Source organism: Bowmanella dokdonensis, from assembly GCF_017254865.1.
Lineage (GTDB): Bacteria > Pseudomonadota > Gammaproteobacteria > Enterobacterales > Alteromonadaceae > Bowmanella > Bowmanella dokdonensis.
On sequence record NZ_JAFKCV010000003.1, the window covers coordinates 273,272 to 288,882 of the forward strand.

Consider the following 15,611-nt stretch of genomic DNA (forward strand, 5'->3'; position numbering starts at 1 on the left):
CAACCTAACGTTTCCGTCAGAATATTGACCCACAAAAATGTCCATGGCCGGAGCTGGATTATACTCTTGGGTTTATAAAGTCTACCAGACGGTGTGAGGCACAGGTTTATCTTTGATCTTTTTTGTAACAATTCGTCCTTTACGATCCCTATCTTAATTGAATAAGTCGCTACTGAGCAGCCCAATGCCAATTAAAATTGCCAGTCCAAGCAGGAGTTTTAATAAAAGTTGACTGGTGTCAAATGCTGTCAGACCGGACTGATGGGAAAAAGGTCTGAGTATGACAGACTGGACCCTTGCAATACCGGGTTGGGTGAACTCTCGCACAGACCACAGCCACCGGGCCATATTGGGCAAGTATTTCCTGTATAACCAGTCTGAATCGAGATTGACGGATCTTAGTTCCGGCGGATAAATACCCTGCTTGTTCAACCAGACAAAGGCAAGCGCAGAGAAAAATAACAACTGCAATTGCGTGAGGGTATGGGTGAGGTCATAAGGCCAGTAGTTCATCTGCCAGGGCAGAAGCCGGTACAGAAGCTGGGGAAACATTCCAATCAACAGGCACAAAAAGGCGGACATGGACATGGCAAACAGCATATGCACAGGCGCCTCTTTCGGTCTGAGTCCCCGATCATGGGCAAAGAAGGCAAAGAACGGGATCTTAATACCGGCATGATGGAAAACCCCTGCCGAGGCAAACAGCAGTGCCAGCCAAAGCCAGTCATGGCCAGCTTCAATCATCGCGCTCATGATCATGCTTTTGGTAACGAAACCACTGAACAGGGGAAATGCTGAAATGGATCCGGCGCCAATGATGCACAGCAGCGTGCTTTTGGGCATGGTCTTGTGCAGGCCGCCAAGATCCGAACCCAAGGTATGACCCACCCGGTGCAATACTGCGCCCATGGACATAAATAACAATCCTTTGAAGATCACATCGGCAAAGGCATGAGCTACCGCCCCGTTAAGCGCCAGGGCGGTGCCCAAGCCCACACCACAGACCATAAAGCCGAGCTGGTTGATGAGGCTGTAGGCCAGGACCCGGCGCAGATCATTTTCGATGACGGCATAGAATATGGGAAAGCAGGTCATGATGGCGCCGATATATACCAATAGCTCAGTGCCTGCGAATCCCCGGGCCAGCGCATAGACGGCAACCTTGGTGGTAAATGCCGATAAAAAAAGCGTACCTGAGGCGGTGGACTCAGGATAGGCATCCACCAGCCAGTTGTGCAGCAAGGGAAAGGCACATTTGATACCAAAAGCGAACAGGATCAAGCCTCCTGCAATCCCGTCAGCCTGCATGGCGTCAAAGCGCAAGGTGCCTGTCTGCTGGAACTGCACGAGGGCACCGCTTAACAGCAATACGCCGGAAAGCACCTGTACAATCAGATAGCGTATGCCGGCACCCCTGGCTGTTTGTGTTTGCCGGGCAAACACCAGTCCAGAGGAGCTAACTGCCATCATCTCCCAGAACAGAAACAGGCTGAGCAAATCGCCACTGAAGACCGCTCCCAAAGCACTCCCTGCATACAGCAGAGCGCTGACCTGCTGCAGCGTATCTTTCACATGTAAGGCGTAAACAAAGCCAATAAAGGCCGCCAGGTGAAACAGATAGCCAAACAACAGACTCAGTTTGTCGACCCTGAGCCACTCCATGGACAAGGATGCAAGTTGCCAGCTCCAACTGGCATCAGGAGACAGTATAATTAACTGCCCCAGACTCAGCAGGGGAACAAGGGGCAACAGGAACCGTAATCTGGGGCCGAACAGGGGACTGAGCAGAAGATAGAACAGCGCCGCCAGATAGAAGTTCAGAAAGGGAGGATACTCAGCCATCATAGTAATCCTCATCACGCTTCAGCAACCGGCGCATCCACTTGGCCACCACTACCAGCGTCACACAGGCAACGAAACCAAAGAGGGGATAAAAGGCGGGGATCTTCTCAATCTGCAGGTAATGATGCCGATGGAGGAGGAAATCCAACACCAGCAGAAGTACGCAAAGGCCATAGAAACTGCGCAGAATCCATTTGATGTGGTTGGCTTTATCAAAAAATCCTGACATCAGACTTATCCTCCTGTGTTGGCAAAGGCCAGGTTCAGGCCCGATTGAATCAACCTAATAAAAGGCTCGGGCATCCAGAACAATAGCAGACAGATAGCCGATGGAGCGGCCATGCCCAGCAGGCAGGGCCAGGGTGCTTCCCGGACGGTGCTGCGCTGGCTCGACTGGCTGAAGAAGGCCTGTACCGGAATAATCAGCAGGTAATAGATATTCAGCAGCGAGCTGACCATCAGGATCGCCAGTAATAGCCAGTGTCTGGCCTCAATGCTGCCCAGTGCCAGATACCATTTACTCCACATGCCGCCAAACAGGGGCAGACCGATAATACTCAGGCTGCCCAGGGTAAAAACCACAAAGGTGAAGGGCATCCGGCGACCCATTCCGGCCAGTTCGCTGACTCGGGTTTTATGGGTGGTGACCAGAATAGCACCGGCGGCAAAGAACAGGCTGATCTTGGCAAACCCGTGCATCAGGATATGCAGACTGGCGCCGAGCATGCCCAGTTGGTTGGCCAGCATAACCCCAAGCACTATGTAACTGAGCTGGCTAATGGTCGAATAGGCCAGTCGTTCCTTGAGGTTGTCCTTACTGATGGCGACAAAAGAAGCCAGCAAAATGGTCAGGGCAGGAAACCAAATCAGCCACTCTTGGACCAATGCCTGCTGTAATTGGACGGGGCCGAAGATGAACAGGCTGATTTTCAGAATGGAAAACACGCCGGCTTTGACCACCGCCACTGCGTGCAACAGGGCGCTGACAGGGGTCGGGGCTACCATGGCGGCAGGCAGCCAGGCATGCAGGGGCATCAGGGCAGCTTTGCCGATGCCCAGCAGAAACATCAGGTACAACATGCCGGTCCAAAATGGCGAGAGTCGGTCGGCCAGCAACCCGCCGGCCACAAAGCTGACGCTGCCACTGAGATACCATACCAGCAGTATCGCCGGCAGCAACAAGCTGATAGAGGTACCCATCAACAGACCCAGATAACGCCGCCCGCTGGCTTTGGCCTGTTCATCGCCCGAGTGGGTTACAAGGGGATAAGTGGACAGGGTCAGCAGCTCGTAAAAAAGGAACAGTGTGAGTAGATCGGCTGCCAGGATCAGACCCATCAGGCTGGCAATGGCCAGGGCAAAACAGCTGTAGAAGCGGGTTTGCTGCTTCTCATGGTGGGCGCGCATATAGCCAATGGCATAGCAGGTAGTGACCAGCCACAGGCTGCTGGCCATGAGTGCAAACATCAATCCCAGCGGTTCCAGTGCAAGGCTGAGGGTGAGACCTGGCAGCGGCTCTGCAAGAATCAGCGTCTCATTTGACAGATGCAGCTCATGCCGCCATCCCCAGAGGCAGAGCATAAAAAGCGATAAACCACCGGCCAGGCTGGCAGCTTCGCGCAAGTTGGGCCAGCGTTCCAGCAGCCATACCAGGGCCATCGTCAGCAGGGGGGTAAGCATAATCCACATCAGCCAACTCATGGATGAACTCCCAGCAATTGACGGGCGGCGTCCATGGCCACACCCAGAGTGAATCGTGTATCAAGACCAAAGTAGACAATTGCAAGACAAAGCAGGCCGCAGGCCAGCCACATCCCCCTGCCTGGCACAGGGCCGGTGGAAGTCTCAGGCGGATTCTGGGGCACAAAATACAGCGTCTCGATAAACTTCCAGACATACAGGATAGCCAGCAGGGAACCGAGCAGAATGACCACCAGCAGCCACCAATGACCCTGCTCAATAGCCGCCAGGGCGAGCATCCACTTGCTGATAAATCCCACTGTCCCCGGAAAGCCGATAAGACTCAGACCGCCAGTCAGAAACAGGAGCAACAGCCAGGGCCGGTGAGTACCGCCGGCCAGCCGTGTCAGCAAGGTAGTGCCCGGGCCCAGCGCCAGCATTCCAGCTCCCATAAATAGGGCAGCCTTGGTGATTCCATGGTTGAACAGATGAACCAGTGCGCCTGAGAGCCCGGTGACCGTCAGTAGTCCCAATCCGACCACGCTGTAACCCAACTGCGCGATGCTGGAATAGGCGAGCAGGCGCTTCAGATCAGTCTGTTGAATTGCTCTGAGAGAGCCAAACAGAATGGCCAGGGACCCTGCCAGCAGTAACAGATCAGCGAACAGACGGCTCAAAGAAAACTCAACGCCAAACACATCCAGCAGGCAGCGAACGACAACATACAAGGCAACCTTGGTGGAGGTGGCTGACAACAGGGCACTGACGGCCTGGGGGGAAAACTGATACACATTGGGCAGCCAGGCATGCAAAGGATAGATGGCTGCCTTGAGCAGCAGGCCGGTAAAGAGAAAGGCAAAACCGCTGTACAGGGTCATTGGCTGGTCGGACTGGCCGATTTGGCTGGCCAGATCCTGCATATTCAGGGTGCCCGTGGCGGCATAGCACAGTCCCACGCCAATTAAAAAAAAGCTGGCACCCAGAGTGCCGCTCAGCAGGTACTGGAAGGCTGCCATCAGCGCCTGGCGTTGGCGGCCCATGCCGATGAGGGCGTAGGTGGAGAGTGAGGAAATCTCCAGAAATACGAACAGATTGAAGATATCGCCGGTCAGTACGATACCCAGCAATCCAGTCACCACCAGTTGCCAGGTGGCATAAAACAGTCCCAGCTTACGGCCCGGTATCTCGGCTTCGATACTGGCCTTGGCGTAGAGCAGACAAACGAAGTTAATCAGACAGACCAGCAGTGCCATGAGCCCGTTCAGGCTGTCCAGGCGGTAGCTGATTCCCCAGGGGGGCGCCCAGCCACCCAATTCGTAGTGTATCGCTGTGCCTCCCTGGACATCCAGCAATACGTTTACAGCCAGATAAAGCTGCAGAGTTGCCGTCAAAATTGCCAACCCCCAACTCAGGTTTTTACTGGGCAACAGGGCAATAAGAGGGGCCGCCAGCATTGGCAGCACCACCAGCATTATGGTCATATGATTTTCAATCACGCCTGATCATCCTGCTCACGTATCTGATCTTCCTCCATGCTGTCGTAGGCATCGCGAATACGGATGATCAGGGCATAGCCCAGGGCTACGGTCGCAACACCGACCACTATGGCTGTCAGCATCAGTACATGGGGCAGGGGGTTCGCATAAGTGTCATAGCCCGGTGCAATAATTGGTGCGGTGCCGCCGGTCTGCTTTCCCAGGCTGATGTAAAAAAGAAAGATGGCGCTTTGGAAGATGCTCAGTCCGGCCAGTTTTTTCAACAGGTTTGGCTTGGCGATCATGGAGTACATACCCAACATCAGCAATATGACGATCACCCAGTAATACAGGTGGTCGATGCTCAACAGGCTCATGAATGACGGCTCCAGTGGGCAAAGGTAAAAAATATCAGGGTCAGGGTGCTGGCCACGGTAATGCCGACCCCCAGTTCGATCAGGATAATTCCCAGGTGCTGGCCGGCCACGTCGTTATCCAGCAAGACACTGTAGTCCAGAAAGTTTCCGCCCTTGAGCAGACAGGCCACCCCCACCCCTGTGTAAAGCAGTATTCCGGTGCTGGACAGGTATTGCAGTGCCCGTAGCGGTATGCCCCGCTCGGCCAGCTCCAGGCCAAAGGCCAGCACATAGAGTACCGCCGCGGCAGAGATGATGACGCCGGCCTGAAAGCCCCCACCCGGACTGAAATCACCGTGAAACTGTACATAGAAGGCGAAGATAAGAATGAAGGGGATCAGGAACTTCGCCAACACCTTAAGCAGCAGGTCTGGTCTCACTGTCACCTCCTTCTTTTCGCGCACGTTTCCTGATTCTGGGCTTGCGTCTGTCCAATCCCAACAGCAGCAGCACGCCAAGTCCGGCGGTAAAGACAACTACGACTTCTCCTAGCGTATCGAAGCCCCGGTAGCTGGCCAGTACCGCAGTGACAAGATTGGGCACGCCGGTTTCCTCAGCGGCATGTTCGACATAATGACGGGCTACACCCAGAGTGGCCGGGGAGGCCGGGTCGCCTACCGCTGGTAACTGGCTCAGCCCGGCCAGCAACAATCCGCCAGTCAGCATGACCACGAACAGAGCCGGCCAGTGTATCCGACCCGGACGTTCCCGGTGGATGCCAGTGACAGCGAGGGTCACGATCATCAGCACCGTAGAGATGCCCGCCCCAACGGCGGCTTCAGTAAATGCCACATCCGGAGCGTCCATCAGCAGAAACAGCCCCGCCATCAGAAAACTGTACAAACCGAACAGCATCGCCATGGCCAGCAGGTGCCGGGTATGCAGGATAGCCAGCGCCATAATCAACAGAAATATCATAAGTATCAGATCGAGGAGACTTTCCAAGTTCAAGACTCCTGTCCGCGACGGTACGGCTTGAGGCCGGAGCGCCAGGCCGCATGACCCAGGCAGTAACTGGCGGTGGGATTGGTAAAATACAAAAAGGCGAAGATCAGAAACAATTTGACCGACACCAGCGTCAGCCCGGCCTGAAAAGCCAGCCCGAGCATAATCAGGGCAACGCAGAGGGTGTCAGACAAGCCGGCGGCATGCAGCCGGGAATAAAAATCCGGGAACCGGTGCAGACCCAAGCCGCCCGCCATGCTCAGCAGGCCGCCCAGCGCGAGACAGACAAGGCTTGCCCATTCAATTATCATCAGGCGCCATTCTCCTTATGCTTGTCGGGGTGGTCCATGTCTTCGAAGGCGAAATATCGACCCTTTTCAACCAGGCGCAGGGCGGCAACCACACCAACAAAATTCAGCAGTGAGTAAAGCAAGGCAATGTCCAGCAGGTCTTCCCGACCTGTCATAAAGGCCAGCAGGGCTACCAGCAGAACGCTCTTGGTGCCGAACGTATTGATGGCCAGGATTCGATCAAACAGGCTGGGCCCGAGCAGCGCCCTGGCCAGCGCCAGGGCCATGGTGACCAGGATGGCGGCCGTTGCGCCAATCAGCAACGGACTCATTTATTCGGACTCCCGGTTCAGGTTACCCACCAGACGGGCAATCTGGCCCTGAACCAACTCCTTGCTATGGCTGGCAGACAGGGCATGCACGCGAAGATATCGTTGGGTAAGCTCAATGCTGGCAGTGCCGGGTGTGAGGGTAATGGCGTTGGCATAGGCCGCCTTGCTAAGATCCTTCCGGTAAGGTAGGGGGAGTTTCAACACGGCAGGATCTATGGCACGCAGCCCCAGGATTCTGAGCAGCACATCAATATTGGCCAGTACAATTCGGGTAAACAGACGAAGCCAGAAGCCCGGCAAACGATTGAGCAGGTGGACAGGGTGGCTTTCCCAGTCCACCAGGCGCAGCCTGAAAGAAATCAGCAAAGTCAGGAACACGGACAACAGACCCAGCGCCAGCATCAGGGGTTGGGGCATGCCGGACAGAACCCACCAGGCCAGAGACAGGAACAGAAACAGACTGACGTAAGGTGCGAGCATGTCTTCCTCCATCATTATTTTCGTTCTTTGACTTATGCGGCCGCTCTCACCGACAAGCGTTCCAAGCATTCCCTTTTTCAAGGTGTTATCAACAGGTTAGATTATTTTTACGGGACTTTGTAATTTTTGGATCGAAACAGGTCCGCTGCGACTATGCAGACAGGTAAATTTTCCCCTGACCGTCCAATATGGCCACAGGGTTGGTATAATCCCGCCGCGCAAATTTGGCAGGGCCACCGGGCAGGGCCGGGGATGGACTGGAGAACAGATGCCAACAATCAAAGAATTTTTTTCCCAGCAGGGGAAACTGGCCAGCATTATCAGAGGGTTTGTCCCCAGAGAAGCGCAGACCCAGATGGCTGAGGCTGTGCAGGAAGCCATTCAGGAAAAGTCGCAGTTAGTGGTGGAAGCAGGCACCGGCACCGGCAAGACCTTTGCTTATCTGGCCCCAGCACTGATGAGTGACCAAAAGGTCATCGTTTCCACCGGCACCAAGAATCTGCAGGAGCAGTTGTTTCACCGTGACCTGCCCCTGATTAAGCAGGCTCTGGCCAGCAACAAGAAAACCGTCCTGTTAAAAGGAAGGGCCAATTATCTGTGTTTGCATCGCCTGGCTCAGCATGGGGGCGGTAGCACCTTGTTTGAAAAACAGACCTTGCACGAACTGAGCCTGGTCAGGCAATGGGCGACGACCACCCGTTCAGGGGATATGGGAGAGCTAAGGAGTCTGCCTGAGGACGCCAAAGTCTTACCCTTCGTTACCTCTACCACCGACAATTGTCTGGGTAAGGATTGCCCGGATTACGAGGACTGTTATCTGGTTCGGGCCAGACGCAATGCCCTGGAAGCGGATCTGGTGGTGGTGAACCACCATCTGTTTTTTGCCGATATGGCGCTCAAGGATACGGGGTTTGGGGAACTGATCCCAGAAGCAGATCTGATTCTGTTCGACGAGGCCCATCAAATCCCTGATATCGCCAGCGAATATTTCGGTGAAGCCCTGTCCAGCAGACAATTACAGGAGCTGGCCGGCGACATGGAACTGGTCTATCGCACCAGCCTTAAGGATGCGGCTCAACTGAGCAAAGTGGCTGAGAAGCTCAGGCTGATCGCCATGGATCTGCGGCTGCTGTTTCCCCATGATCCCCAAAAAGGCAACTGGCGACAAATGCTTGAACGGCAGGACATTCAACTCCAGATCGGTAAGATGTCTGAAGCGCTCAAACTGGTTTATGAGGTATTGAAGCTGCATCTGGGCAGGGATAAGGATCTGGACAGCCTCTATGAGCGCTGTGTACAGGCGCGCAGCAAACTGGATGCCCTGACCGACAAACAGCAGGCGGGGGTGAGCCTCTGGTACGAAACCACCCCCAAGCATATTGTCTTGCATCTGACCCCGCTTTCCATTGCCAAGCGATTTGCCGCCTATATGGCAGAGCCGAAACGAAGCTGGATCTTTACGTCTGCCACCTTAATGGTTGGAACAGGCTTTGAGCACTTTACCCGTCAGATGGGGTTGGCCAATGCCAGGACCCTGAGTCTCGACAGTCCCTTTGCCTATCAGCAACAAGCCTTACTTTGTGTGCCCAGGTATCTGCCTGAGCCCAGTGCATACGCCATGCGACAAACCTTGGTGGAACTGTCCAGGCAGTTGATCGCAGCGAGCCGGGGACGCTGTTTTCTGCTGTTTACCAGTCATGCCATGCTAAGGGAGGTGGCAGGTGCATTGGAGGGCCAGATAACCAATCCGATACTGGTCCAGGGCAGTACCAGCAAGCGCGCATTACTGGAGGCCTACCTGGAGTCCAAAAACGGGGTACTGCTGGGTACCGGCGCCTTCTGGGAGGGAGTGGACGTGCGCGGCGACGATCTGACCTGTGTATTAATCGATAAGCTGCCTTTTGCTTCCCCTGATGATCCCTTGTTGCAGGCCAGAATAGAGGATTGCCGCAAGTCCGGGGGCAATCCCTTTGCTCAGATCCAGATCCCCCAGGCAGTTCTCTCTCTCAAACAGGGGGCTGGCAGGTTGATCCGCGATACCACAGACAGAGGGGTACTGGTAATATGTGACAATCGCCTGGTGACCCGTGATTACGGAAAGACCTTCCTGACGAGTCTGCCGGATATGCGCCGCACACGGGCCCTGGATCAGGCACTGAGCTTTCTTAAACAGATACATGACCCAACTGAGACAGTGAGAGTATCCCCGTAAATGAATATTCTGGTAATAGATACCGCCACCGAGGCCTGCTCTGCGGCGCTGAGCCTGGCAGGCAAAACCTACAGTCGCTTTGAGATCTGTCCCCAGCAGCACAGCCAGAGGCTGTTGCCCATGGTGGATGAGTTGCTGTCAGAGGCGGGGGCGGATTTGGAACAACTGGATGTTCTGGGATTCGGACGCGGGCCTGGCAGCTTTACCGGCGTGAGAATAGCCACCGGCATGATCCAAGGCCTTGCACTGGGCAGCGCGCTGCCTGTGGTTGGGGTTTCCACCCTGGCGGCCATGGCGCAGCAGGCCTTTCAACTTGAGGGCTGCCGCCGCGTTGCGGCGGCTATTGATGCAAGAATGGATGAGGTTTACTGGGGCTGCTTCGAGGAGAGCAACGGTTTAATGCGACTGGTGGGGCCCGAAGCGGTGCTGCCTCCTCCTCAAGCCAGGCTTCCCGGCGAACAATCGGCTTGGACCGGGGTGGGCAGTGGATGGCAGGCCTATTCAACCTTACCGGACAGGGCTAGAGTCCGTGTGCAGGAAGAAGTCCTCTATCCTTGTGCAGAATATATGCTGCCCCTGGTGGCGTCGGCATTTGCTCAGGGGCGGGCAACCTCTGTAGAGGACATCCAGCCAATCTATCTACGCGATAAGGTCACCTGGAAAAAGTTGCCCGGCAGGGAATAGTAGTGGGAGTCCTTAATTTGTTTGGAACGAATCTTGCGTAGAACTGTCTGAACCCATCTTGCCTGGTCAATAGGTCTGACACTAAGCTGTAAGGGAGCAGACTCCCGTTGGGATATTGAGTGGATATAGAATCCTCACTGATTGCCGCACAACAAGGACTGATTCTCAATCCCGCTGCCAAGCCGCCGCCCAGGGAGGTCAACCCGCGCCAGCAGTCCGACAATGCTCCCACAGAATTTCCCCGCACCCAGGTCGTAGCCCGCCAGGGTAGTGAAGAGGTCCAGGTCCAGGCGGACAAGTACCGTAAGCAGCAACAGTTTTACGATCAGCCCGAATCCCGGAACCGTCAGGCCATAGAAGCGTATCAAAGCCTGGCTCGAAGCCAGGTGCGCGAAGAGATCCATCAGTCCATGGGCATCGACACTTACGTTTAGTCCCCGTCATGCTTCTTCCTTACTTAATTCAAAGACCTGGTCGTACATATGGCTGTTAAGTTCAGTACGGGTTCAGTTACGGGCACAATAATTGTGGTAAGGTAACAGGACAAACAGGATGTCCGGGAACAGTGTATAGAGGTGGTTATGAAACAAATATTGTTGGCAGGATGCATTTTACTGATGGCGGGGTGTTCAACCCTGCCCGATGAATTACAGGTAAAGGAAGGGACCAATCTGCTCAGTTATCAGCAGGTGTCCGCCAATCCTCAGCAGACCGCTGGAAATCAGGTTCGCTGGGGCGGTGTGATTGCCGAGGTGACCAACAAGCAGGACGCCACACTGGTGGAGGTGGTCCATTATCCCTTACGCAGCTATGGCCGCCCCTCAGTCAGCGATGACAGCATGGGACGCTTCAGGGTTTACATCGACGGCTTTCTTGACCCTATGGTATTCAAGCCGGGACGCAGCCTGACCATTACCGGGAAAGTGCTGGGCAGTGAAACCGATCGGGTGGGTGAACACGATTATGTGTTCCCGGCTATTAAGGCCGATGGATATCACCTGTGGCGTGAAGTCCAGCAGGTGGATGTCACCACATTCGGTTTTGGTTATTATCCCTACCCCTATCACGGCTGGTATGGCTGGCATATGTGGCCTTACCATCAACGGGTGATAATACGCAGTCGCACCCCTGTCTCCGTCGGCCATCCGTCTCCGAGCAGGCCCGATCTGGGTAGTGACGACGGGCGAGCCCCTGAAGTGCTCAGACCCCGCAATGATTCGCCACAGGTGCCCAGGATTAAACGTAATGAAATGGGCAAGATACAACAGCACTAGGCAAATCCTTGCCGCCTGATATTGAATGGCGGCGAAGGCTGGCAGGAAAAGCGGCAAAAAGATGCCGCTTTTTTGTTACCGGCCAAAAGAGGGGTTTTTCTTATGGGGCCAGGCATGATTAACTGTTAGCTCGTTGCCTGCCGACCAACCCGGAGTCAAATGAAAGAGATACGCCTGCCACTGCGGCACCTGACATTAAGTGGATTGAGATTTGGCAATCCTCAGGGCCCCAAAGTGCTTGCCCTGCATGGCTGGCTGGACAATGCCGCCAGTTTTGTTCCCATCAGTGGCTATGTTGACCATATGGATATAGTGGCGGTGGATTTTGCCGGCCATGGCCATTCGGAGCATCGCAGTGCCGACGCCCACTATCATCTGGTGGACTGGGTGCAGGATATCCATGAACTGCTGGATAGTCTGGACTGGCAAAGCTGTCATCTGCTGGGGCATTCCATGGGCGGTATTGTCTCTTCTCTCTACGCAGCCACCTTCCCCGAGCGGATTGCCTCGCTGGTCATGATAGAAGCCTTTGGCCCCCTGAGCAGGGATGAGCAGTCCAGTCCGCAGCAACTGAGGGAGTCCGTACTCAGTCGCCTGGAGATAGACAGCAAGCCTGCCCGCCATCCTCCCAGTCGCAAAAGGGCGGTCACGGCCCGGATGCTGGCCGGTGATCTCGGCCGGGAGGCCGCCAGTTTGTTAGCGGATCGTAATCTGAAAGAAGAAGATGAGTTGAAATGGCGCACCGACCGACGCCTCCGTACCATCTCTTCCTTGCGTATGACAGAAGCTCAGGCCCAGGCTTTCCTGCAGCAGATTCGCTGCCCTGTGCTGACGATTATGGGCAGTCAGGGCTTTGACAAGATCAAGGTCAATCAGCAGCAACGGGCCAATCTCATTCCACAACTGCAAATTGCCGAGGCGGAGGGGGGACATCACGTACATATGGATAACCCACACGCCGTTGCCGAGCATATTCGACGCTTTTGGGCTCAGGTTGACCAGAAATAGCGGCAACTTTTCTGATTTATCTTTGTCCGGGCTTTGGCTACTATTGGATTTCCCGGTCGAAACCCTGCCGATCGGAAGAGCATTACAATAATTAGAAAATGCCGCTAGGAGGCAATGTGGAAAAAATCTGGCTCGAACACTACCCAAGTAATATTCCTGCCGAGATAGATGCGGATCACTACGCATCCATACTGGATATCTTCGAGCAATCGGTGGAAAAGTTTGCCGACAAGGTAGCCTTCATCAATATGGGTCATGAAATGACCTACAGGGAGCTGGATCAATACACTCGCCAATTCGCCGCCTATCTGCAAAGTATGCAGCTTAAGAAGGGCGATGCTGTCGCTATTATGATGCCGAACCTGCTCCAGAATCCTGTAGCGATCTTTGGTGTGCTCAGGGCCGGTATGACAGTAGTCAATGTCAATCCCCTGTATACCGCCAGGGAACTCAAACACCAACTGAACGATTCGGCAGCCAAGGCCATCATTATCGTCGAGAACTTTGCCCATACCCTGCAACAGGTGGTCGGTGAAACACAGATCCGGCAGGTATTTCTCACCCAACTGGGAGACATGTTGCCTGTCCCCAAACGCTGGATCGTCAATCTGGTGGTCAAACATGTGAAAAAAATGGTGCCGGCCTTTTCGTTACCTGGCAGTAAAAGCTTTATGGAGGCTATCAGCGCAGGCAAGTCCCTGCCTTATCAGCGGCCTGAGGTTACAGGTGACAATATCGCCTTTTTGCAATATACCGGCGGTACGACAGGCGTTTCCAAAGGTGCCATGCTGACCCACCGGAATCTGGTAGCGAACCTGGAGCAAATATCCGTTTTACTCAGCCCGGTGATTGACGAAGGCGAGGAACTGGTGGTGACGGCATTGCCCCTCTACCATATCTTTGCTCTGGTCGCCAACTGCCTGACTTTTGTCAAGTATGGCTGTCAGAACCTGTTGATTACCAACCCCAGGGACATGCCGGGGTTCGTCAAGGAGTTAGGCAAGTATCCCTTTACGGTGCTGACCGGTGTCAATACCCTGTTTAACGGGTTGCTTAATACCCCGGGATTCAAAGACCTGGACTTCAGCAGGTTCAAGTTTGCCCTGGGAGGCGGCATGGCAGTACAACGTCCGGTGGCGGAAAAGTGGGCCAGGGTGACCGGCCATGTATTGCTGGAGGGCTACGGCCTGACAGAATGCTCGCCGGTTGTGACCATCAATTACCCGACCATGACCAAGGAGTATAACGGCTCCATAGGCATGCCCTTACCATCCACGGATATCAGGCTGCTGAATGACGAGGGCCAGGAAGTGGCTCCAGGTGAGCCGGGCGAAATGCACGTAAAAGGCCCTCAGGTCATGCTTGGATATCTGAACCGCCAGGAGTCCACCAATGAAGTACTGAAGGACGGTTGGCTGGCCACCGGCGACATCGCCAAAGTGGATGAACAGGGCCGTTTTTATATTGTCGATCGCAAGAAAGACATGATTCTGGTGTCCGGCTTCAATGTGTTTCCCAACGAAATCGAGGAAGTGGCCGCCATGCATGACGGTGTGGCAGAAGTGGCAGCCGTGGGAGTGCCCAGTGAGAGCACCGGGGAAATGGTCAAGTTGTTTGTGGTCAAAAAACAGGACTCCCTGACCGAAGAGGCGCTGATAGCCCATTGCCGCCAACACCTGACCGGCTACAAGGTGCCGAGAAAAGTCGAGTTCCGCAACGAGTTGCCCAAGACCAACGTGGGTAAAATTCTGCGACGGGAGCTCAAAGGTTAACCAAAACCGGCGTCAGCCGGTTTTTTCATTTCAGACTATGACTTATACCATTATCAATCATCGACAAGCCCTGCAGGCCTTCTGTGAGCAGGCGGGGCAGAAAGAATTCATCGCCGTGGATACGGAGTTCGTCCGTACCCGCACCCTGTATCCACAACTGGGTCTTATTCAGCTCTACGACGGTGAAGCTCTGGTACTGGTCGATCCGCTGGCCATGGACGATCTGTCTCCCCTGAAAGCCCTACTGACCGACCCCAAGGTGGTCAAGGTTTTACATTCCTGCTCCGAAGACCTGGAAACCTTCTGGACGGCCATGCAGGTCATTCCTGCTCCTTTGTTTGACACACAGTTTGCCGCCGGATTGCTGAACATGGGCCCGTCCCTTGGCTACGCCAAACTGGTTGAGGAGATGCTGAGCGTGAGTCTGGATAAGGGAGAATCCCGCACTGACTGGCTGAGTCGCCCCCTCAGTGAGCAGCAACTCAGCTACGCCGCCAATGATGTATTGTACCTTTACCGGCTGTACCCCATGATTGCAGAAGCCATTGACAAGCTGGAGCGCCGACAGTGGGTGTTCGATGAAATGGCCCAACTGGCGCTGAAGAAACGTACTGATTTAGCTCCGGATCAGGCTTATCTGACCATCAAGAACAACTGGCAGCTCAGGGGCAGGGCGTTGGCGACCCTAAAATACCTGGCCAAATGGCGACTGGAAAAAGCCAGGGAAAACAATGTGGCCCTGAACTTTGTATTCAAGGAACAATACCTGGTTGAACTGGCCAGGCGTCAACCGATGCAGAAGAACGCATTCTACGGCATCAATGGCATGCCGCCTCAGGATGTCCGCCGCCATGGTGATGAATTGTTGGAAATCATTAAGCGGTGCCATGAACTTCCACCGGAACATTATCCCGATAAAGTAGAGCGGCTGGTGGATTTTCCTGCTTACAAGCAGGTCTCCCAGGCGATCAGGCAACATTGCGAAGAAGTTTCAACGCAGTTGCAGATCCCCGTTGAGATGCTTGGCTCAAAAAAACAGATCAATCAGTTGCTCAAGTGGCTGTGGTTCGAACTGGATGAAGGTAGACTAACAGGCCTCAGACCGGATTTGATTTGCACCTGGCGGGAACCTCTGCTCAAAGCGGGCATCAGTAAGATAGTCGGTGTCAGTTTGTCCTGATCCGGTCAGCCAGGTGGTAGG

General features: G+C 54.6%; 17 protein-coding genes. 7 read left to right on the forward strand and 10 right to left on the reverse strand.

Features of this window, described 5'->3' with window-relative positions; translation table 11 throughout:
* Window positions 1-153: 153 nt before the first annotated feature.
* From J0A66_RS07210 to J0A66_RS07255, 10 genes are read right to left on the reverse strand one after another with little or no spacing between them, the layout of a single operon-like run.
* Window positions 154-1,842 carry a Na(+)/H(+) antiporter subunit D gene (locus J0A66_RS07210; RefSeq protein ID WP_206573115.1) on the reverse strand — a complete coding sequence of 563 codons (1,689 nt, stop codon included), beginning with the start codon at window positions 1,840-1,842 and terminating at the stop codon, window positions 154-156.
* Window positions 1,835-2,071: a hypothetical protein gene (locus J0A66_RS07215; RefSeq protein WP_206573116.1), complete on the reverse strand. Its 237-nt coding sequence runs from the start codon at window positions 2,069-2,071 to the stop codon at window positions 1,835-1,837. The genes J0A66_RS07210 and J0A66_RS07215 overlap by 8 nt, the downstream gene beginning before the upstream one ends.
* Window positions 2,072-2,076: 5 nt before the next feature.
* On the reverse strand, window positions 2,077-3,543 hold the full coding sequence (locus tag J0A66_RS07220; RefSeq protein ID WP_206573117.1) for a proton-conducting transporter transmembrane domain-containing protein: 1,467 nt from the start codon (window positions 3,541-3,543) through the stop codon (window positions 2,077-2,079).
* Window positions 3,540-5,018, reverse strand: coding sequence for a proton-conducting transporter transmembrane domain-containing protein (locus tag J0A66_RS07225; protein ID WP_206573118.1), 1,479 nt, complete (start codon window positions 5,016-5,018; stop codon window positions 3,540-3,542). Before J0A66_RS07225 ends, J0A66_RS07220 begins: the two co-directional genes overlap by 4 nt.
* Complete coding sequence (locus J0A66_RS07230; protein WP_206573119.1) at window positions 5,015-5,374, reverse strand: cation:proton antiporter subunit C; 360 nt, start codon at window positions 5,372-5,374, stop codon at window positions 5,015-5,017. Before J0A66_RS07230 ends, J0A66_RS07225 begins: the two co-directional genes overlap by 4 nt.
* Entirely contained in the window at window positions 5,371-5,793 is a 423-nt protein-coding gene (locus J0A66_RS07235; RefSeq protein WP_206573120.1) for a Na(+)/H(+) antiporter subunit B, read from the reverse strand. The genes J0A66_RS07230 and J0A66_RS07235 overlap by 4 nt, the downstream gene beginning before the upstream one ends.
* Entirely contained in the window at window positions 5,771-6,358 is a 588-nt protein-coding gene (locus J0A66_RS07240) for a DUF4040 domain-containing protein (RefSeq protein WP_206573121.1), read from the reverse strand. The genes J0A66_RS07235 and J0A66_RS07240 overlap by 23 nt, the downstream gene beginning before the upstream one ends.
* Before the next feature lie 2 nt (window positions 6,359-6,360).
* The gene (mnhG, locus tag J0A66_RS07245) at window positions 6,361-6,669 is read right to left on the reverse strand and encodes a monovalent cation/H(+) antiporter subunit G (RefSeq protein WP_206573122.1); all 309 of its coding nucleotides are present in this window, start codon (window positions 6,667-6,669) and stop codon (window positions 6,361-6,363) included.
* On the reverse strand, window positions 6,669-6,980 hold the full coding sequence (locus tag J0A66_RS07250) for an MrpF/PhaF family protein (RefSeq protein ID WP_241264063.1): 312 nt from the start codon (window positions 6,978-6,980) through the stop codon (window positions 6,669-6,671). The genes mnhG and J0A66_RS07250 overlap by 1 nt, the downstream gene beginning before the upstream one ends.
* A complete protein-coding gene (locus J0A66_RS07255) occupies window positions 6,981-7,460 on the reverse strand; it encodes a Na+/H+ antiporter subunit E (RefSeq protein ID WP_206573123.1) in 480 nt (159 codons plus the stop codon).
* A 268-nt stretch (window positions 7,461-7,728) separates the two neighbouring features.
* On the opposite strand from J0A66_RS07255, the gene yoaA reads away from it, so the two are divergent.
* The 7 genes from yoaA (at window position 7,729) to rnd (ending at window position 15,590) form a co-directional block, all read left to right on the forward strand.
* Window positions 7,729-9,672, forward strand: coding sequence for a DNA repair helicase YoaA (gene yoaA, locus J0A66_RS07260; protein WP_206573124.1), 1,944 nt, complete (start codon window positions 7,729-7,731; stop codon window positions 9,670-9,672).
* Window positions 9,673-10,356 (forward strand): tRNA (adenosine(37)-N6)-threonylcarbamoyltransferase complex dimerization subunit type 1 TsaB, encoded by a 684-nt coding sequence (tsaB, locus tag J0A66_RS07265; protein ID WP_206573125.1) that lies wholly within the window; start codon window positions 9,673-9,675, stop codon window positions 10,354-10,356.
* Between the two features lie 119 nt (window positions 10,357-10,475).
* Window positions 10,476-10,790, forward strand: a complete 315-nt coding sequence (locus J0A66_RS07270; protein WP_206573126.1) for a hypothetical protein — start codon at window positions 10,476-10,478, stop codon at window positions 10,788-10,790.
* A 147-nt stretch (window positions 10,791-10,937) separates the two neighbouring features.
* On the forward strand, window positions 10,938-11,630 hold the full coding sequence (locus J0A66_RS07275; protein WP_206573127.1) for a Slp family lipoprotein: 693 nt from the start codon (window positions 10,938-10,940) through the stop codon (window positions 11,628-11,630).
* A 159-nt stretch (window positions 11,631-11,789) separates the two neighbouring features.
* On the forward strand, window positions 11,790-12,638 hold the full coding sequence (locus tag J0A66_RS07280) for an alpha/beta fold hydrolase (protein WP_206573128.1): 849 nt from the start codon (window positions 11,790-11,792) through the stop codon (window positions 12,636-12,638).
* A gap of 116 nt (window positions 12,639-12,754) precedes the next feature.
* On the forward strand, window positions 12,755-14,410 hold the full coding sequence (fadD, locus tag J0A66_RS07285) for a long-chain-fatty-acid--CoA ligase FadD (protein WP_338143871.1): 1,656 nt from the start codon (window positions 12,755-12,757) through the stop codon (window positions 14,408-14,410).
* 37 nt (window positions 14,411-14,447) lie between these two features.
* Window positions 14,448-15,590, forward strand: coding sequence for a ribonuclease D (gene rnd / locus J0A66_RS07290; protein WP_206573130.1), 1,143 nt, complete (start codon window positions 14,448-14,450; stop codon window positions 15,588-15,590).
* Window positions 15,591-15,611: the final 21 nt, after the last annotated feature.